We start from the raw sequence: 19,323 nt of genomic DNA on the forward strand, positions 1-19,323 counted from the left end.
GGGGAAAGCGATGCAACGTGTATTAATCACCGGTGCCACGGGCCTTGTCGGCGGGCATCTGTTGCGCCTGCTGAGTAGCGACTCGCGTGTTGATGCCATTGTCGCACCCACGCGCCGCCCGCTGCAGGGTATCCCGGGCGTGGTCAACCCGCACGATCCACAACTGAGCGACGCGCTGGCGCTGGTCACGGATCCTATTGATACGGTTTTTTGCTGCCTGGGCACGACGCGGCGGGAAGCGGGTAGCCAGGAGGCCTTTATTCTTGCCGATTACCAGCTGGTGGTCGATACGGCGCTGGTCGGCCTGCGACTTGGGGCGACGCAGATGCTGGTGGTCAGCTCAATGGGAGCCAGTTCACGTTCGCCCTTTTTCTACAACCGCGTGAAAGGGGAGATGGAAAATGCGCTGATCGCTCAACAGTGGCCCTCGCTGACTATCGTCCGTCCGTCAATGCTGCTGGGCGAACGGGAAAAAAAGCGCGCCAATGAATCGTTGCTGGCTCCGCTTTTTCGTCTGTTGCCGGGCAACCTGAAGTCGATCTCCGCGTTCGATGTCGCCCGGGCAATGCAGGCGTTGGCATTCTCGCCAACCAAGGAGGCTCTACGTATCGTGAAATCCGCGCAATTACGTGCTATAGCCGCCGATAACACATTGGCAAAATAGCGATCGCGGCGTACTATGCCCGGGCTTATAAATATATCCCCGGGACGTGTTATGACTGGTCAGTCTTCACCTCAGGCGGCAGCCCCCACCCAGTGGTGGAAGCCCGCACTGTTTTTTCTTGTTGTCATTGTTGGTCTTTGGTACGTGAAATGGCAGCCTTATTACGGTAAAGCCTTCACCGCCGCCGAAACCCACAGCATCGGTAAATCCATCCTTGCATCAGCAGATTCCAGCCCGTTTCAGGCGGCGCTTGATTATGCCATGGTCTATTTTCTCGCCGTCTGGAAAGCCGCCGTTCTTGGCGTACTCCTCGGCTCGCTCATTCAGGTTCTTATCCCGCGCGACTGGCTACTGCGTACCCTCGGGCAACAGCGCTTTAGCGGTACGCTATTGGGTACGCTGTTCGCCCTTCCTGGCATGATGTGCTCCTGCTGTGCTGCGCCGGTAACGGCGGGTATGCGGCGTCAACGCGTCTCGATGGGCGGTGCGCTGGCGTTCTGGATGGGCAATCCGCTGCTGAACCCGGCGACGCTGGTGTTTATGGGGTTTGTGCTTGGTTGGCACTTTGTGCTTATACGTCTCGTTGCCGGCCTGGTTACCGTGCTCGGCGTCGCCATGCTGGTACAAACGCTGGTCAAAGAGACGCCTGTAGAGGCTGAACCGGTGGATATCGCGCTACCGGAGCCACAGGGCAGCTTTATGACGCGCTGGGGCCAGGCCTTGTGGCAGCTGTTCTGGAGCACCATTCCGGTGTATATCCTTGCGGTACTGGTGTTAGGCGCGGCCCGCGTTTGGTTGTTCCCCCATGCCGATGGCGCGGTAGATAACACTGTCTTGTGGGTGATTGCGATGGCGATTGTCGGCTGCCTGTTTGTTATCCCAACGGCGGCAGAAATTCCGATTGTGCAAACCATGATGCTCGCAGGAATGGGCATCGCCCCCGCGCTGGCGCTGCTGATTACGCTGCCGGCCGTCAGCCTGCCTTCTCTTATCATGCTGCGTAAATCATTCCCGGCAAAGGCGCTGTGGCTCACCGGTGGTCTGGTGGCACTGTGCGGGATGGTTACCGGGCTGACTGCGCTGCTGTAGACCAGATTCTGTGCGAAAAAAAGCCCGGTGCATTGACCGGGCTTTTTCGTAACTGCGTATTATTTGAGAAGCGTAAAGGCTGTCGTCACGTGTTTGACCCCGCTGACGCGGCTGGCGATATCCGCCGCGGCCCGACCTTCACGATCGGTAACCAGCCCCATCAGGAACACTTCACCGTTTTCGGTTGTCACTTTTACGTTGGAGGATTTCACCTGGTCGCTGCTCAACAGCTGGGAGCGCACTTTGGTGGTTATCCAGGTATCGGAAGAGGCGGTACCCAGACCAATCGGCTGGCCCTGGCGAATCTCGTTAAAGACTTCCGTCGCACCTTCCACGCCCACGGCAATCTGTTTTGCGCGTGATGCGAGATCGGTGTTCGGTGCCTGGCCGGTCAGCAAGACTTTCCCTTGATAAGCGGTGACATTAATACGCGCTTCTTTTTTGATTTGTTCATCTTTCGACAGCGCGCTGCTCACGCGCAGTTCCAGCGTGCCGTCATCCACCTGAGTACCTACGGTTCGCGGATCCGTCGCGGCCTTTGTGCCCACGGCTGCGGAACCGACCACCACAGCACCAACACAACCCTGTAGCAGCAGCGCGGAAATAAGGACCGCGAGGGGCGTAAATGCCTTCATGTATTCTCCTTAATCATCCTGGTGAGGAAAAAGCGTGTTATCAATCAGATCGCATAAGCAATTTACCGTCAGCATGTGCATCTCATGGATACGTGCGCTGCGATGGGAAGGAATACGAATTTCGACATCCTGCGGCCCCAATAAACCTGCCAGCTCGCCGCCGTCGTAGCCGGTTAACGCGATGATAGACATATCACGCGTTACCGCCGCTTCAACGGCTTTAACGATATCGCGGCTGTTACCCCGCGTTGAAATAGCCAGCAGGATATCGCCGTTATGGCCGAGGGCCCGAACCTGCTTGGCATAAATCTCTTCTTGCAGACGGTCATTTGCTATCGCCGTTAAGACCACATTATCGGTATTAAGTGCAATGGCGGGTAAACTTGGGCGTTCTGTTTCAAAACGATTAATCATGCTGGCAGCAAAATGCTGTGCGTTGGCGGCAGAGGTTCCGTTGCCACAACAAAGGATTTTGTTGCCATTCAGCAGGGCGTGAACCATCGTCATGGCTGCTCGGGAAATGGCATCGGGCAGCGCTTCTGCTGCCGCAATTTGGGTTTGAATGCTTTCCGTAAAGCAGACTTTAATTCGTTCGAGCACGGGAATCCCTATTGTTGAGCAATCATGAGTGGTCGTTAAACGCGTTGGTTATCCACTCAACATCATTTTCGGTGAAGGCTACCACATCAAACCGGCAATCCACAGTATCAAAACTCCCATTGTGCCGGGCCAGCCACAAACGGGCGGTGTACAGCAGTTTGGCTTGTTTCGCGCGTGTGACGCTGCTCGCAGCGCCGCCAAAGCGGGCCGACTTGCGATAGCGCACTTCGATAAACACGGTGGTTTTGCCATGTTGCATTATCAGGTCAATCTCGCCGCCGCGCTCACGCACATTGGCGGCGATAAAGCGCAGTCCTTTGCTCTCCAGCAAGCGACGCGCTTTTGCTTCCCACGCGTCGCCGGTCTGCTTACGGCTTAATTCGCCGGGACGATTTGTCCCTGTTGGTATTTGAGCCATGACAACTTCCTGTTGATCACGCAGTCCTGAGTGGCGGTGAGATCGCCGGTATTGCCGTTGAGTTCGAAGCCCGGCACCTGACGCATTTGCGAAAAGTTATTCGCCAGCGACCAGGCATCCGCGCCCATCGCATATAGACGCGCCAGCGAATAGTCGTTATTCACGCTGCGGAGGGCCTGCTGCATCAGGGATGGGTTTGCCCCGGCCAGCATAGGAATTTCGTTAAACTGCAGCCCTTCCATTTCAAGGCGGAAATCCGGGCCCGCGCCGCCCTGCGCGCTACGGGAACTGGCGTAGAGCATCACGCCGCTCTGACTGCCGGTACGCAGGGTAATCATTGGTTTAATCAGCGCGATTTCATCCGGTGTCGCCACGATGTAAACCGAGTCTACGCTGCCGCTACCGGTGATCTGCTCATCCGTCGGTGGGGCTGGAATAGTAAGGCCGCCCACCGTTACGCCCTGCTGCTGCGGCAGGCTCGACGTGACCGGGCTTCCGGTCAGCGCAATGCCAGAACGTCCATTCAGCCCCATCCGCAATTCCGCGGTGGAACCAAATTTTTGCGCCAGCACCACGCCGCCGCTCAGTTTTTTCCACTCATCGGCGAAAGCGTTGCTGACGCGTTCACCCAGCGTACTGCGCGGAACCAGCAGCAGCGGAGCGTGACGACCCTGTTCATGAATATGGCGGGCGGCATCGCGGGCTTCATCTTCCGGTGAGAGGGCGAAATAACAGATGTTTGCGCGATTTTCGACATGCTCAGGCTGGTTCAGTGCCAGCACATTCAGCGTCGTGTTGCTGCGCATCAGCTCTTCAACGTTGTTTTTCAACAGCGGGCCGACCACGATACTGGCGCCATCCTGCTGAACCTGGTTGAGGATCTGATCCATCGACTGAGCGCTGGTATCGTAAATTTTCAGCTCAGCGCCCGCTGACGCCGGGTTAGGTGTTGTGGCTGGCGCGGAGGCCTGCGGAGCGACAGCGCTATTCGGTTGAGCAGGAGTGGATGACGCATCCTGCTGCGTTGTTGCCGCACTGTCCGTTGCCGCACTGCTTTGTGCCGCGCTAGTGGGTGCTTCAACTTGCCGGGCGTTGGGTGCGGCAACAGCTTGCTGCGCTGTTTCGCTGGTCAGATCGCTCACATTGGCCTGGGAGGGACTGACAACGGCAGCGTTGGCCGCCTGCGCGACCTGCGGTGCAACCGCCGGGCCGGAAACCTGCGCAATGCCGTTTTTCGCCGCTTCAAAACCTTGCTGAATCGCGCGGCTAAAGACCGCTGCCTGGCCGTTTAACGGCAGCAGCAGGGCGATTTTATTGGCGGAGGCAGGTTTGAAGTTTTGCATGTTCGACAGCTGGGTGGGCAACATTTTCGCCGCCGGGTTTTGCGGGTAACGTGTCTGCCAGTCGGTAATGCCTGCTTTCAGCATTTTCGGATCGTTGCGGTTATCGAACCACATACGTTGCAGATCGAGCCAGCCCTGCAGGGTAACTTCATCGGCGTTGATCACCAGCGCTCTCGCCTGATCCTGCGTCATCGAAGCAAGGGCTTGCCAGGTAGCGTCGATATTCTTCTGTTGCTCATCCGGTTTGGCCAACAGCGGTTGCTGAGCAATCAGCGCGCGCAGCAGCGTCAGAGAAGGTTTCCCCTGCGAAGCGGTAATGCCAATCTGCCAGTAACGCGCCTGCTGGTTTTTCTCAAGTTCAGCGGGGTCGATTTTATTTAATAGCGCCAGCGTACCGGCAAAATCTTTTGTTGCGAGCTTCATTTCTGCGGCAAGCAGTGCGCGTTCACGGCGCTGGTTATCGTTCAGATCCGACGGAAGCCGGGCAAAGAGTTCGCCAGCCTGCTGGGTTTTCCCCTCTTTGAGCAGTGCACGAATGGCGAGTAATTGCCAGTTGGTCTTGCTATCATCGGTGCTTTGCTGCATCTGTTGCAGGTAATAGCCAGAATCTGCCTGGGCTTCGCCCTGCATATGCGAGGTACTCTGGTCTGTCGAATGCGTACCGCAGCCTGCAAACAGCAGGGCGGCGAGCACCACAGGCAGACAGCGCGTGGCTTTCGAACGTAGAAATCTTGACGGTAGCATACTGTATCCAGTGATAATTTTTACGCAATGTTCAATATTAAATCGGCAATACGGATGAAACAATGAAACAACACCAATCGGCGGAGAATTCTCAAGGTCAGCTCTACATTGTACCTACTCCCATCGGGAATTTGGCCGATATTACGCAGCGTGCGCTGAACGTATTGCAAGCCGTTGATTTAATTGCCGCAGAAGACACACGTCACACCGGTTTACTCCTCCAGCACTTTGCGATCAATGCCCGTTTGTTTGCTCTGCACGACCATAACGAGCAGCAAAAAGCCGAAACGCTGGTGGCGAAACTGAAAGAGGGGCAGAACATTGCGCTGGTTTCCGATGCCGGAACGCCGTTGATTAACGATCCGGGCTACCATCTGGTGCGCACCTGCCGCGAGGCGGGGATCCGCGTTGTACCGTTGCCGGGACCGTGCGCGGCAATTGCTGCTCTTAGCGCCGCCGGGCTGCCGTCAGACCGTTTTTGCTATGAAGGTTTTCTTCCCGCCAAATCGAAAGGCCGTCGCGATGCGCTCAAAGCGCTGGAAACCGAAAGCCGCACGCTGATCTTTTATGAATCCACCCACCGCCTGCTGGAAAGCCTGGAGGATATGGTCGCCGTTTGGGGTGAATCCCGCTATGTGGTGCTGGCCCGTGAACTGACAAAAACCTGGGAAAGCATTCAGGGCGCGCCGGTTGGCGAGCTGCTGGCGTGGGTGAAAGAGGATGAGAACCGCCGCAAAGGCGAAATGGTGCTTATTGTCGAAGGGCATAAAGCGCAAGAAGATGATCTACCCGCCGATGCGCTGCGTACGCTGGCATTGCTGCAGGCCGAGCTTCCGCTGAAGAAAGCGGCGGCGCTGGCGGCCGAAATCCACGGCGTGAAGAAAAACGCGCTGTATAAATACGCGCTGGATCAGCAAGGATAATACCGATGAGCCGCTACGTACCGCCCTTTACCATTACACCTGGAATTCTGAATCAGGTCATTGAAATTGGTGAATTGTTGGGACACTGGGCGGCGCAGTCGGGACGTAATTCGCCGCTGTTACGTAAAAAGAATCGCATCCGTACGATCCAGGCCTCACTGGCGATAGAACACAATAGCCTGACCACGGAACAGGTCACCGCCATTGTTGAAGGGAAGCGTGTACTGGCTCCCTTAAAAGATCTCCAGGAGGTTCGAAATGCGATTAAAGCCTATGAAGCGATGCCGCGCTGGAAAAGCCATCGCATTAAAGACCTTCTGGAAGCACACCGCATTCTGACCTATGGGCTGGTTGATCAACCGGGCCAGCTACGCACAGGTGACGTGGGGATTTACCGCGACACGCGGCTAATTCATATGGCGCCTCCCGCGTCGAGGGTCGCGAGTTTAATCGATGATCTTTTGGCCTGGCGTAAATCAACCGATCTACATCCGTTAGTTGCCAGCTCGGTTTTTCATTATGAGTTCGAATTTATCCACCCTTTTGCCGATGGCAACGGACGAATGGGGCGTTTGTGGCAGACACTCATCCTGAGTGAATGGCGCGCAGAGTTGGCATGGCTCCCGGTAGAGACGATCGTTCACTATCAACAAGAGCGTTATTATCAGGTTTTGGGTGAATGCGATCGGGCCAGTGATTGCACAGCTTTTGTCGCCTTTATGCTTGCGGCAGTTCATAAAGCCCTGGTCGAAGGGTTAGATGGTCGTCAAAGCGTGTCGGAAGAAATGTCGGAACAAATGTCGGAAAAAAGCGTGATGCTCACTGAGGCTGAACGATGCGTCCTGGCCCTGCTAGCCGAGCGGCCAGAACTGACAGCCGATGCGTTATCCAGCGCGCTCAGGGTGAGCCCACGAACCGTAGAGCGCTATCTTCATTCCTTGCAACAAAAGAACAGGCTTGAGCGTGTAGGGGCGAAAAAAGGCGGTTTCTGGCGGGTGAAATAACGCCTCAATTAAGAGGCGTTTGTCTGATACGGAAAATCAGGTCACCGGAGCCGGGTTAAAGACCGCCAGCTGGTTATGCAGGCCCCATTGATCGGAGAAGGTTTTTTTGCGACCGCTGGCGACATCCAGAATAAAGTGGAACAGTTTCCAGCCCACATCCTCAATTGTCTCTTCGCCTGTGGCGATAGTCCCGGCGTTAATATCCATTAAATCGAACCAGCGATTCGCCAGCTCCGTGCGGGTTGCCATCTTAATCACCGGTACCGCAACCAGACCGTAAGGCGTCCCGCGCCCGGTGGTAAATACCTGTACGGTAATCCCGGAGGCCACCTGCTGCGTCCCACAGACAAAATCGCTTGCCGGCGTTGCCGCATAAATCAGACCGCGTTTGGTGGGCCGCTGGCCCGGAGAGAGCACTTCGGAAATGGCACTTTTGCCGGATTTGGCGATGGAGCCCAGCGCTTTCTCCACCACGTTCGCCAGGCCGCCTTTTTTATTGCCCGGTGAAGGGTTGGCGCTGCGGTCGGTTTTACCCATATCCAGATAGTTATCGTACCAGGCCATCTCTTCCAGCAGGCGTTTACCCACCTCTTCGTTGATAGCGCGGGGCGTCAACAGATGGATGGCGTCACGTACTTCCGTCACTTCCGAGAACATCACCGTGCCGCCGCAGCGGACGATCAGGTCAGAAGCGAATCCCACCGCCGGGTTGGCCGTGACGCCGGAAAATGCGTCGCTGCCGCCGCACTGCATGCCGACAACCAGTTCTGAAGCCGGGCAGGTTTCGCGTTTGCGCTGGTTCAGTTTCGCCAGGTGACGTTCGGCCACCTGCAGAATGTCTTCCACCATCGAGCGGAAACCGACGTGATGCTCATCCTGCAAACGCACAATGCTGGCACTATCAACGGGAATCGGCTGTACATCCTCAGTGCCCTGCAGCAGACGTTCCGGCTGCAACTTTTCACAGCCGAGGCCAATCACCATCACTTCGCCGCCGAAATTCGGGTTTAACGAAATGTTGTGAATAGTACGAATCGGGATCACCGCCGCCGGCGCGTTAATCGCTACACCGCAGCCGTACAAATGATTAAGGCCGACGACGCCGTCCACGTTGGGGTATTTCGGCAGCAGATCGCGCTCAATGATTTTCACCACATAATCAACCACGCCCGCCACACAGTGGACGCTGGTGGTGATACCCAGCAAATTCTTGGTGCCGACGCTGCCATCCGCATTGCGGTAGCCTTCAAAGGTATAACCTTCCAGCGGCGGCAGCGGCTCTGGCACTTTGGTCGCCAGCGGCAGCGTATTGAGGGGCGGCGCTTTCGGCAGCTCGACCATTGATTCATCAATCCAGCTTCCGCGTACAATATCGCGCATGGCGTAACCGATCACCTCGCCGTAACGCACGATCTCCCCGTGGTGGGGAATATCCACCAGCGCCACTTTATGTCCCTGGGGAATATGTTCAATAAGTTCCAGACCGTCGGCAAATCGGGTCCCTGCTTTTAATCCATTATCATTAACAATGATCGCGACATTATCCGTGTCATGAACCTTAATATAAAACGCCCCTGGCGGTTGCTGCCTAATTTGAATGTCGGACATTGTCAAGTAATCTCCAGCTAACTGTACGATGCATTACTCAATAAAAAAGAACCACGGTTTATTCTGCAATTAATTCAGAAATAAAAACACATTTGCTGAAATAAGAATGTCAGGAGTTAAGCTATTAAAACGTGATCTAAATCACTTATTATTGTGATCCCCCGTCTAACAAGGCTGTCGAATGCAAGAATTGTGCATTAGCGCCCAGCTATCTGTGCATATGCTCAAAATATTCTTTTTTATTACGCTTAAAATTGAGCAACGCTCCAGTGTATGACATGATGACGCTGTTTATACTGATGGCTAATAAAATCGAATTGTTAATTATCTGATGCCTGTTTTTCGCGCTTAAATAAAACCAGATAACACCTATCAAAATAATTATATTTAAATTTAGTGGTGCCCGAGGAAATTATAATGACTGTTGAACATGCCGTTGAAACAAGACGGGGATTTCCCACCCGTTATTTAATTTTACTGATTATATTTATTGTAACCGCAGTGAATTATGCTGACCGCGCTACCCTCTCTATTGCCGGAACCGAGGTGGCGAAGCAGCTGAAGCTTGATGCCGTATCAATGGGCTATATTTTTTCCGCCTTCGGCTGGGCCTATTTGCTGATGCAAATCCCTGGCGGCTGGCTGCTTGACCGTTTCGGCTCGAAAAAGGTCTACACCTATAGCCTGTTTTTCTGGTCGCTTTTTACCTTCCTGCAGGGCTTTGTCGACGTTTTCCCTCTCGCCTGGGCCGGCGTTTCAATGTTTTTTATGCGTTTTATGTTGGGCTTCTCCGAAGCGCCGTCGTTCCCGGCCAATGCCCGTATTGTTGCGGCCTGGTTTCCCGCTAAAGAGCGCGGCACGGCGTCGGCAATTTTTAATGCGGCGCAGTACTTTTCTCTGGCGCTCTTCTCGCCACTGCTCGGCTGGCTGACCTTCGCCTGGGGTTGGGAACATGTCTTTACGGTAATGGGTGCGATCGGTTTTGTGCTGACTTTCGCTTGGGTAAAGTTTGTCCATAACCCAACGGATCATCCGCGTATGTCCCGCGAAGAGCTGGAGTACATTGAGAAAAATGGCGCGGTTGTGGATATGGACCACAAAAAGGCAGACGATGGCAAAAATGCGGGTCCGAAACTGGGCTATATCAAGCAGATGCTCTGCAACCGCATGATGCTCGGTGTCTTTTTTGGGCAGTACTTCCTGAACACCATTACCTGGTTCTTCTTGACCTGGTTCCCGATTTATCTGGTGCAGGACAAAGGCATGTCGATCCTGAAAGTCGGTTTTGTCGCCTCTATTCCCGCGCTGTGTGGTTTTGCCGGCGGCGTACTGGGCGGCCTGTTCTCTGACTATCTGATTAAGCGTGGCTGCACGCTGACCGTGGCGCGTAAATTTCCTATCGTGGTCGGCATGTTACTGGCTTCAAGCATCATCCTGTGTAACTACACCGATAGCACCGTGCTGGTTGTCGCGCTAATGGCGCTGGCGTTCTTCGGTAAAGGGTTTGGCGCGCTGGGCTGGCCGGTCATCTCCGACGTCGCGCCAAAAGAGATAGTGGGTCTGTGCGGCGGTGTCTTCAACGTATTCGGTAACGTGGCGTCTATCGTAACGCCGCTGGTCATCGGCTATATGGTAAAAGAGTTGCATTCATTCAACGGTGCGTTGGTATTCGTAGGCTGCTCGGCGCTGATGATGATGGTTTGCTACCTGTTTGTGGTTGGCGACATCAAACGTATGGAACTGCAGAAATAAGCAACAACTTATTAAGGTACAAAAGATGAATAACGATATCTTCCCCAACAAATTCAAGGCAGCGCTGGCGGCGCAGCAGATGCAAATCGGCTGTTGGTCTGCGCTCGGTAGCCATATCAGCACGGAAGTTCTGGGTCTGGCTGGCTTTGACTGGCTGCTGCTGGATGGCGAGCACGCGCCCAACGACGTGCTCACTTTTGTACCGCAGTTAATGGCCTTAAAAGGCAGCGTCAGCGCGCCGGTTGTGCGCGTACCGACCAACGATCCGGTGATCATCAAGCGCCTGCTGGATATCGGTTTCTATAACTTCCTGATCCCGTTTGTCGAAAGCGAAGAAGAAGCGGTGAACGCCGTCGCGGCGACCCGTTATCCGCCGGAAGGGATCCGCGGCGTTTCTGTTTCCCACCGCGCGAATATGTTCGGCACCGTGCCTGACTATTTCCGCCAGTCCAACGTCAATATCACTATCCTGGTGCAGATCGAAAGCCAGGCGGGCGTGGATAATCTCGACGCGATTCTGGCAACCGACGGCGTAGACGGCGTGTTTGTCGGCCCGAGCGATCTGGCGGCCACGCTGGGTTACATCGGCAATGCGGCGCACCCGGAAGTACAGCGCACTATCCAACATATTTTTGCCCGTGCCAAAGCGCACAACAAACCGAGCGGCATCCTTGCGCCCGTTGAAGCCGATGCCCGCCGCTATATCGAATGGGGCGCAACGGTGGTTGCCGTAGGCAGCGATCTGGGCGTGTTCCGTTCGGCGACGCAGAAACTGGCCGACACCTTTAAGAAATAATCAAACCACCCTTACAGAGAGAGACGCAATTATGACGATGAAAGTGGGTTTCATTGGCCTGGGTATCATGGGTAAACCAATGAGTAAAAACCTCATTAAAGCCGGTTACTCACTGGTGGTCGTTGACCGTAACCAGGACGCGGTTGCAGAAGTGATGGCCGCAGGCGCAGAGACGGCTACCAGCGCGAAAGCCGTGGCTGAACAGTGCGATGTGATTATCACCATGCTGCCGAACTCCCCGCATGTTAAAGAAGTGGCGCTGGGCGAAGGCGGCATTATCGAAGGTGCGAAAGCCGGAACGGTGCTTATCGATATGAGTTCCATCGCGCCGCTGGCCAGCCGTGAAATCAGCGAGGCGTTAAAAGCGAAAGGTATCGATATGCTGGATGCGCCGGTCAGCGGCGGCGAACCGAAAGCCATCGACGGCACTCTCTCCGTGATGGTCGGCGGTGACAAAGGGATTTTCGACAAATATTACGACCTGCTAAAAGCGATGGCGGGTTCTGTGGTGCATACCGGTGATATCGGCGCGGGCAACGTCACCAAGCTGGCGAACCAGGTGATTGTGGCGCTGAATATCGCCGCCATGTCAGAAGCCCTGACGCTGGCGACTAAAGCGGGCGTGAATCCGGATCTGGTTTATCAGGCTATTCGCGGTGGGCTGGCGGGCAGCACCGTGCTGGACGCCAAAGCACCAATGGTGATGGATCGTAACTTCAAACCTGGCTTCCGTATCGATCTGCATATCAAAGATCTTGCCAACGCGCTGGATACATCGCACGGCGTCGGCGCGCAGCTTCCGTTGACCGCCGCGGTAATGGAGATGATGCAGGCCCTGCGCGCAGATGGTCTCGGTAACGCTGACCACAGCGCCATTGCGTGCTACTACGAGAAACTGGCGAAAATCGAAGTCACTCGTTAACAAGAAGGGCGCACGCTGCGTCCTTGATTCCTTCTCTTTGCATCTCTTCAGGCCGCTCATGGCCTGAAGGGTGAAGTGCGCGGCACTATCAGGCTCACAATTATGAAAATCGTCATCGCCCCAGACTCTTACAAAGAAAGCCTTTCTGCTGCCCAGGTAGCGCAGGCGATAGAAAAAGGATTTCGGGAAATTTTTCCCAATGCTCAATACGTTTCCGTACCGGTTGCGGATGGCGGTGAAGGGACGGTGGAAGCCATGATTGCCGCCACAAAAGGCACGGTACGCAGCGCGAAAGTGACAGGCCCGCTGGGTGAAAAGGTCGATGCCTGCTGGGGTATTTCTGGCGATGAGCAAACCGCTTTTATTGAAATGGCGGCGGCGAGCGGGCTGGCGCTGGTTCCGCCTGAATTACGCAACCCTTTGATTACCACTTCGCGCGGCACCGGGGAATTAATTTTGCATGCGCTGGATCATGGGGCAACCAACATTATTATCGGCATTGGCGGTAGCGCCACTAACGACGGCGGCGCGGGCATGGTGCAGGCGCTGGGGGCGAAATTAACCGACGCCAACGGCACTGAAATCGGCTACGGCGGTGGCAGTCTGTTAAGCCTGAACGCCATCGATCTTTCCGGGCTCGATCCCCGTTTGCAGCGCTGCAGGCTTCGCGTAGCCTGCGATGTGACCAATCCGTTGACCGGCGAACAGGGTGCGTCGCGTATTTTTGGTCCGCAAAAAGGGGCGACGGAAGCGCTGATTGTCGAGCTGGATCAAGCGTTAAGCCACTTTGCCGATATCATTAAAAAATCACTGCGCGTCGATGTGCGAAACGTGCCGGGTTCTGGTGCGGCGGGTGGCATGGGCGCCGCGCTGATGGCTTTTCTGGGCGCAGAACTGCGAAGCGGTATTGAGATCGTCACCCAGGCACTGAACCTTGAAGAGCATATTCACGACTGCACGCTGGTGGTGACGGGCGAGGGGCGTATCGACAGCCAAAGCATTCACGGTAAAGTGCCGATTGGCGTGGCGCAGGTGGCAAAAAAATACCATAAACCCGTTATCGGTATCGCCGGGAGTTTGACCAGCGATGTGGGCGTTGTGCATCAGCACGGCATTGAGGCGGTGTTTAGCGTGCTAACCAGTATCGGTACGCTGGAAGAGGCGTTTCGCGGTGCGTTTGACAATATTTATCGCGCTTCACGCAATATCGCCGCCACCTTGCAGGTGGGAATGTTGACGGAAGGGTGACAGGGGCGCGCAAACCCTCTATACTGCGCGCCGAAGCTGACCAGACAGTCGCCGCTTCGTCGTCGTCCCTTTCGGGGGAGACGGGCGGAGGGGAGGAAAGTCCGGGCTCCATAGGGCAGGGTGCCAGGTAACGCCTGGGAGGCGCAAGCCTACGACCAGTGCAACAGAGAGCAAACCGCCGATGGCCCACGCAAGTGGGATCAGGTAAGGGTGAAAGGGTGCGGTAAGAGCGCACCGCGCGTCTGGCAACAGTTCGCGGCACGGTAAACTCCACCCGGAGCAAGGCCAAATAGGGGTTCACAAGGTACGGCCCGTACTGAACCCGGGTAGGCTGCTTGAGCCAGTGAGCGATTGCTGGCCTAGATGAATGACTGTCCACGACAGAACCCGGCTTATCGGTCAGTTTCGACTCTTAAAGACGCCCGCAGGAGAAATCTCGCGGGCGTTTTGTTTTTGAGCTGATGAGATGAATGACTGTCCACTCCGCTTTCTATGAAAGAACGCGGCTTACCGGTCAGTTTCGACCATTAAAGACGCCCGTAAGAGACATCTTGCGGGCGTTTTGCTTTTTGCGAGAGATGAATGACTGTCCACTCCGTTTTTCATGAAAGAACGCGGCTTACCGATCAGTTTCGACTCTTAACAGAACCCCGCTTCGGCGGGGTTTTTGCTTTTTGCGAGAGATGAATTACTGCCCACTCCGTTTTCTATGAAAGAATGCGGCTTACCGGTCAGCTTCGACTTCTTCTAAACAATATGTTGTTCTTTTTCAGTCCATTAAGGGCGAAAATGTGACACTGGCGGTGTTCTTTAACCGAATATTAAGAAAGGGAATTTGGCTTAAATCTAATACTTGTTGTGCATGCGGGCATTGATTGTAAAATGACCACGGCGAGCATTTCCACAATAAGTAGAGGGATTTATGACCAGATCATTGGTAAGGCTTGGGGACAAAACTACAAGTGGTGGAGAGGTCTTATCAGCTTCCTCATCGATTATTGAGGAACGAAATATTGTCTTGAATGGCGATATGGCATGGTGCCCAAAGGAAACCTGCAACGGGCTATTTCAGATAAATGGCACTGCGTACCACTTTGCGGAAGACAAACCTTGCGTAGCTACTGGGGATCGTGTGTTGTGTCACTGTAAAGACAATCAAGTGCTTGGCACGACAACAATATGGGTAGAAGATAGTCCCGAAGATCCTTTCGAGGAGCAACGCAAGCGTGCAGCAGAATGGCCGATAACAAAAGCGATTGCAGCAGCGGCAGCCCTAAGTTCTATACCTGTTTTTGCGAAATCCTGTCTACGCGGTGAAGGTTGCACAGACGCTGGAACAGATCAGGAATCCGTCGATAATTTTGGTTATGCAGGTTTTTACCGGGCATCACCTCAAGCGGCACAATTAAAAGAAGAATCCATCCAGCACGCGCAAGCGGCAAAGAAACATAAGCCAGCCGAACCAACATCGCCACCGGAAGATACTCACCCCTGGTATAAACGCCTCTTCAATTCCCCGGATACAAAACAGGCCGCGGCAGCCGCAGGAATGGCTACAGCAAGAGTAGCGACAACCTCCGGGATAACTACTGGTGCAGCGACTGAAGCCGGGTATGCGGCGTTACAGCAGATTGGCGGCACTCTTTCTACCGCTGGTCGCTGGATTGCTCCCAGCCCCCCAACAGTGCTCCTCTTTGGTATGTTCTACTCGCCAAAACTTAACAGCGGTGAGCAAGATTACATCAACAAGATGCGGCTTGAGCAGGCAGCCCAGAATAAAGAAGATGTTCCGACTCGTGTTCGCTTTCGTTGGGAAGCAGACCAGAACGGGATGATAAGGCCGAAAGGTTTTCATGTCAGTGCCAGAGGTGGGCAGGACAAGGTTCCGGTTCGAATGCTTCAGAAGAACACCACCACCGGGAACTATGAATTCTGGGAAGACGGCACAAGTAAGCCAACAATCATATGGACACCAGACGATCCTGGATATGTATCTCCATCCAATACCGGGAATCGGGACAACGTATACGTCCCTCCGAGTGTACTGGTTTACCCTGAAAGTGAAATCAATAGCCCGTGGTCAACAGAAACGCCAGCACCTGGCGAGCGTCCATTCAGGGATTATATTCTGGTACACCCAGCCGGAACATTTGACCCGATTTATGTGTACCTTAGCAAAAATCCTGATGATCCAATTTGGACAAAAACTAAGGCAGCTGCACCAGTGGAAAATGCTTACGGTCATTGGGTCAAACATGGGCATGAATTCCAAGATAAGTCCTTCAACAACTCGAAAGAGTACGTTGATGCTACCCATGATTTTGTTAGAACACCACCCGCAGGAACGTTAACGAAAGTCCGGCAGAATGGCGACGTAATGTACTATCACCCGGCGACAAATACATTTTCCGTTAAAACAAAAGACGGCGTACCAAAGACAATGTTCAAGCCTAATGGTGGTCTTGAGTACTGGGAGAAACAAAAATGACCGATTCTAAACACTCATGTCCTTGCTGTGGCCAATATGAATTTCCCGAAGAGGGAAGCTATGAGATTTGCCCCGTATGCACCTGGGAAGATGACCCTATTCAAACAGAAGAGCCTGATTATAAAGGCGGAGCCAATGTTATGAGTTTAAACGAAGCGCGTGAAGCATTCCGTCGAGGCCGAAAAGTTAAATAACATTGCTTTGCACAGGAATGCCTGATTCCATCGGCCAGGTTTTCCTGGCCTGTCTTTTCCCCTTTGCCGCTCGGTTTATCACCGCCTCTAATAAACATAGATACAAAAAGCCCGGCAAATCTCCGCGTAAAAGCGCTACCTTAGTTATATACAGTCTTGAAACCAGCCTTCGGGAGCCGCTGTTGTATGCAACAAAAAACATTGATCATTATTCAGGTGGGAGACGCCCCGGAGCCGTTGCGTGAAGCGCATGGTGATGTCCCGCACTGGTTTTGCCAGGCGATAGGTTGTTCTACCGACGACGTTGAAGTGGTTCGCGTGTTTGAAGGCGAAGCGCTGCCCGCGCCGGACGCGCGTCGGGCGGCGATTATTACCGGTTCCTGGGCGATGGTTTCTGACAGGCTTCCCTGGAGCGAAAAAACCGCCGCGTGGATCCGCGAGGCAATGGCGATAGAGATGCCGCTGTTTGGCGTCTGTTATGGTCATCAGCTGATCTCGTGGGCTTTAGGAGGCGATGTTGAATACCATCCGCAAGGGCGTGAAGCAGGTACAAAAACCGTTTACCTGAATTCGGCGGCAGCTAACGATCCGCTGCTTAGCCATCTGACTGAAAGTTTCCCTGCCCATCTTACGCACCGACAAACGGTGACGCGCTTGCCGCAAGGCGCAGCGGTGCTGGCTTCTTCCGACCATGATAACCATCAGATTGTCCGCTACGGCTCGCGCGCAATATCGGTACAGTTCCATCCGGAAATGACGCCAGAGATCGCCCGCGATCTGCTGCGTTTGAACCGTGCAAATATTGTCAAAGAGGGCACTGATGCCGACAGTCTGGTGGCGGGTGTATTACCCGCGCCGGGTGCGGCAGAGATTCTGCGCCGCTTCGTACGCGAGGTGACCGAGCGCAACGATGGGCTGCGGCTGTCTGACGCTGCCCGGTAAGCCTTTAGTAAGGTAATAAAATAAGCCCCGGTGATGTACACCGGGGCTTATGACTTAGGCTAGCGCTTCTTCTTCTGCAAGACGAACTTCGGCTTCGGCAACGATAGCTTCCAGTTCTGTCAGCATCTCTTCGAAGCCGAATCGAGCCAGGGTAGGGCGAGGGATTTGCTGTGTATCGTCAATAATGACGTTAAAGGTATTACTCATCATTTTATATACTCACTTAATGCAACTATCACACGGGTAAATCTATCAGCAAAGCGCGAAGCGGCGTATCGGCGACCAGCGTTATGTTAGCTTCGTCACGAATAAACGCACCGTCACCGCATGTTAACGCTTCTTTGCCTTCTCCGTCAGTTACGGCATGTACCGTACCGTGGATAGACTGCAAATAAGCACGCGGGCCATGCAGCTGAATTTGTAACGCTTCTCCTTTTGCCAGCTCAATATGATGCAGCCACACTTGCTGGCGAAGCTGCAGACTTCCCTCGCTACCGTCAGGGGAAGCCAGCAGCTGCTGTGATGCATCAGAAATAGTCATCTTTTGCACCGGCGGGTTTTCCCGTTCCGGGCACGCATCCAGCCAGATCTGCATCCGCGTTAACGACTTATCTTTGCTTAAATTATGTTCGCTATAGCTGATGCCCGGCTGGGTAGCTATCAGCAGCGCTTCACCGGCTTTCGCCTGAACATGATTGCCCTCGCTGTTGCGGTATTCCGCTTCACCTTCCAGAATCAGGTTCAGAATGTCCACTTTCGGATAGGTGCGTGGCTGGAACGAAGCGCCAGGCGCAAGCACTTCCTGATTCAGTACGCGCAGGGAGGCATAGCCGAGCAATTTCGGGTCAAAGTAATGTCCAAAAGAAAAGGTGTAGCGGGCCTGAAGCCAGCCGAAGTCAGCTTGTCCGCATTGTTTTGCAGTACGGGTTGTAATCATAATGGTTGACCTCTCTTTGCTTAAAACAATGTTAAAGGTATGGACGCTGCATTGTTAGCCAGATATTCTGCCCGGTATGTTCAAATTTCCTGAATGAGAACGCTTATGGCTAAAGAAAGGGCGCTGACGCTGGAAGCGTTACGCGTGATGGATGCAATTGACCGTCGCGGCAGCTTCGCTGCGGCAGCGGACGAGCTGGGACGGGTGCCTTCTGCCCTCAGCTACACTATGCAAAAACTTGAAGAAGAACTGGATGTGGTGCTGTTTGACCGCTCCGGGCACCGCACCAAATTTACTAACGTCGGGCGAATGCTGCTGGAGCGTGGACGCGTGCTGCTGGAAGCCGCCGATAAGCTCACAACCGATGCTGAAGCGCTGGCGCGCGGCTGGGAAACCCATTTGACACTGGTGACGGAAGCGCTGGTACCGACGGTTAAGCTATTTCCGTTGGTGGAGCGGCTGGCGGCAAAAGCCAACACGCAGTTATCAGTCATTACTGAAGTGCTGGCCGGGGCGTGGGAGCGGCTGGAGCAGGGGCGCGCCGATATCGTAATTGCGCCGGATATGCATTTTCGCTCCTCGTCCGAAATCAACTCGCGCAAACTCTATTCGGTAATGAACGTCTACGTGGCCGCGCCGGATCACCCTATTCATCAGGAACCGGAACCGCTGTCGGAAGTGACGCGCGTGAAGTACCGCGGCGTCGCCGTTGCGGACACTGCGCGTGAACGTCCGGTGCTGACGGTGCAGCTGCTGGATAAACAGCCGAGGCTGACGGTAAGTACTATCGAAGATAAACGTCAGGCGCTGTTATCCGGCCTGGGGGTGGCGACCATGCCCTGGCCGCTGGTCGAAGAGGATATTGCCGCAGGCCGCTTGCGCGTGGTAAGCCCGGAATACACCAGCCAGGTGGATATTATTATGGCCTGGCGGCGAGATAGCATGGGCGAAGCGAAAGCCTGGTGTTTACGGGAAATCCCGAAGCTGTTTGCCGGTAAGTGAATCCTGCAGCCAGC

The 19,323-nt window shown here is 54.4% G+C and carries 19 protein-coding genes and 1 other RNA gene; 13 read left to right on the forward strand and 7 right to left on the reverse strand.

Features of this window, described 5'->3' with window-relative positions:
* Positions 1-10 precede the first annotated feature (10 nt).
* Both RW65_RS11250 and RW65_RS11255 read left to right on the forward strand, forming a co-directional pair.
* Complete coding sequence (locus tag RW65_RS11250; protein WP_039056829.1) at positions 11-664, forward strand: NAD(P)H-binding protein; 654 nt, start codon at positions 11-13, stop codon at positions 662-664.
* Between the two features lie 51 nt (positions 665-715).
* Entirely contained in the window at positions 716-1,753 is a 1,038-nt protein-coding gene (locus RW65_RS11255; RefSeq protein ID WP_039056830.1) for a permease, read from the forward strand.
* Positions 1,754-1,812: 59 nt separating this feature from the next.
* On the opposite strand, the gene dolP is transcribed toward RW65_RS11255, so the two are convergent.
* From dolP to RW65_RS11275, 4 genes are read right to left on the reverse strand one after another with little or no spacing between them, the layout of a single operon-like run.
* Positions 1,813-2,388, reverse strand: coding sequence for a division/outer membrane stress-associated lipid-binding lipoprotein (gene dolP / locus RW65_RS11260; protein WP_039056831.1), 576 nt, complete (start codon positions 2,386-2,388; stop codon positions 1,813-1,815).
* A 9-nt stretch (positions 2,389-2,397) separates the two neighbouring features.
* Complete coding sequence (gene diaA, locus RW65_RS11265; protein WP_039056832.1) at positions 2,398-2,988, reverse strand: DnaA initiator-associating protein DiaA; 591 nt, start codon at positions 2,986-2,988, stop codon at positions 2,398-2,400.
* 22 nt (positions 2,989-3,010) lie between these two features.
* A complete protein-coding gene (locus RW65_RS11270; RefSeq protein ID WP_039056833.1) occupies positions 3,011-3,406 on the reverse strand; it encodes a YraN family protein in 396 nt (131 codons plus the stop codon).
* Complete coding sequence (locus RW65_RS11275; protein WP_039056835.1) at positions 3,364-5,493, reverse strand: penicillin-binding protein activator; 2,130 nt, start codon at positions 5,491-5,493, stop codon at positions 3,364-3,366. The genes RW65_RS11270 and RW65_RS11275 overlap by 43 nt, the downstream gene beginning before the upstream one ends.
* 62 nt (positions 5,494-5,555) lie before the next feature.
* Here RW65_RS11275 and rsmI point away from each other — a divergent pair, with 62 nt between their 5' ends.
* Complete coding sequence (gene rsmI, locus RW65_RS11280) at positions 5,556-6,416, forward strand: 16S rRNA (cytidine(1402)-2'-O)-methyltransferase (protein ID WP_039056836.1); 861 nt, start codon at positions 5,556-5,558, stop codon at positions 6,414-6,416.
* Positions 6,417-6,421: 5 nt separating this feature from the next.
* Positions 6,422-7,420: a Fic family protein gene (locus RW65_RS11285; protein WP_039056837.1), complete on the forward strand. Its 999-nt coding sequence runs from the start codon at positions 6,422-6,424 to the stop codon at positions 7,418-7,420.
* Between the two features lie 36 nt (positions 7,421-7,456).
* On the opposite strand, the gene garD is transcribed toward RW65_RS11285, so the two are convergent.
* Complete coding sequence (gene garD, locus RW65_RS11290) at positions 7,457-9,028, reverse strand: galactarate dehydratase (RefSeq protein ID WP_039056838.1); 1,572 nt, start codon at positions 9,026-9,028, stop codon at positions 7,457-7,459.
* Between the two features lie 417 nt (positions 9,029-9,445).
* On the opposite strand from garD, the gene RW65_RS11295 reads away from it, so the two are divergent.
* The 8 genes from RW65_RS11295 to RW65_RS11320 all read left to right on the forward strand — a co-directional run bounded on the left by RW65_RS11295 (position 9,446) and on the right by RW65_RS11320 (position 17,370).
* Positions 9,446-10,780, forward strand: coding sequence for an MFS transporter (locus RW65_RS11295; RefSeq protein ID WP_039056839.1), 1,335 nt, complete (start codon positions 9,446-9,448; stop codon positions 10,778-10,780).
* Between the two features lie 25 nt (positions 10,781-10,805).
* On the forward strand, positions 10,806-11,576 hold the full coding sequence (gene garL, locus RW65_RS11300) for a 2-dehydro-3-deoxyglucarate aldolase (RefSeq protein WP_039056840.1): 771 nt from the start codon (positions 10,806-10,808) through the stop codon (positions 11,574-11,576).
* 31 nt (positions 11,577-11,607) lie between these two features.
* The gene (gene garR, locus RW65_RS11305) at positions 11,608-12,498 is read left to right on the forward strand and encodes a 2-hydroxy-3-oxopropionate reductase (protein ID WP_039056841.1); all 891 of its coding nucleotides are present in this window, start codon (positions 11,608-11,610) and stop codon (positions 12,496-12,498) included.
* Positions 12,499-12,600: 102 nt separating this feature from the next.
* On the forward strand, positions 12,601-13,746 hold the full coding sequence (gene garK / locus RW65_RS11310; protein ID WP_039056842.1) for a glycerate 2-kinase: 1,146 nt from the start codon (positions 12,601-12,603) through the stop codon (positions 13,744-13,746).
* Between the two features lie 32 nt (positions 13,747-13,778).
* Positions 13,779-14,157, forward strand: an RNA gene (rnpB, locus tag RW65_RS21415) — RNase P RNA component class A.
* A gap of 511 nt (positions 14,158-14,668) precedes the next feature.
* A complete protein-coding gene (locus RW65_RS11315; protein ID WP_072037747.1) occupies positions 14,669-16,234 on the forward strand; it encodes an S-type pyocin domain-containing protein in 1,566 nt (521 codons plus the stop codon).
* Positions 16,231-16,428, forward strand: a complete 198-nt coding sequence (locus RW65_RS21905; protein WP_072037748.1) for a CPCC family cysteine-rich protein — start codon at positions 16,231-16,233, stop codon at positions 16,426-16,428. Before RW65_RS11315 ends, RW65_RS21905 begins: the two co-directional genes overlap by 4 nt.
* Before the next feature lie 186 nt (positions 16,429-16,614).
* A complete protein-coding gene (locus tag RW65_RS11320; protein ID WP_039056844.1) occupies positions 16,615-17,370 on the forward strand; it encodes a glutamine amidotransferase in 756 nt (251 codons plus the stop codon).
* 54 nt (positions 17,371-17,424) lie between these two features.
* Here the strand turns inward: RW65_RS11320 and RW65_RS23360 are convergent, their stop codons facing one another.
* Entirely contained in the window at positions 17,425-17,580 is a 156-nt protein-coding gene (locus RW65_RS23360; RefSeq protein WP_156123994.1) for a protein YhaL, read from the reverse strand.
* Positions 17,581-17,605: 25 nt separating this feature from the next.
* Entirely contained in the window at positions 17,606-18,307 is a 702-nt protein-coding gene (locus RW65_RS11325) for a pirin family protein (RefSeq protein WP_039056845.1), read from the reverse strand.
* A 105-nt stretch (positions 18,308-18,412) separates the two neighbouring features.
* On the opposite strand from RW65_RS11325, the gene RW65_RS11330 reads away from it, so the two are divergent.
* Positions 18,413-19,309 (forward strand): LysR family transcriptional regulator, encoded by an 897-nt coding sequence (locus tag RW65_RS11330; protein WP_039056846.1) that lies wholly within the window; start codon positions 18,413-18,415, stop codon positions 19,307-19,309.
* Positions 19,310-19,323: the final 14 nt, after the last annotated feature.

The organism is Enterobacter sp. Bisph1 (assembly GCF_000814905.1).
GTDB lineage: Bacteria > Pseudomonadota > Gammaproteobacteria > Enterobacterales > Enterobacteriaceae > Kosakonia.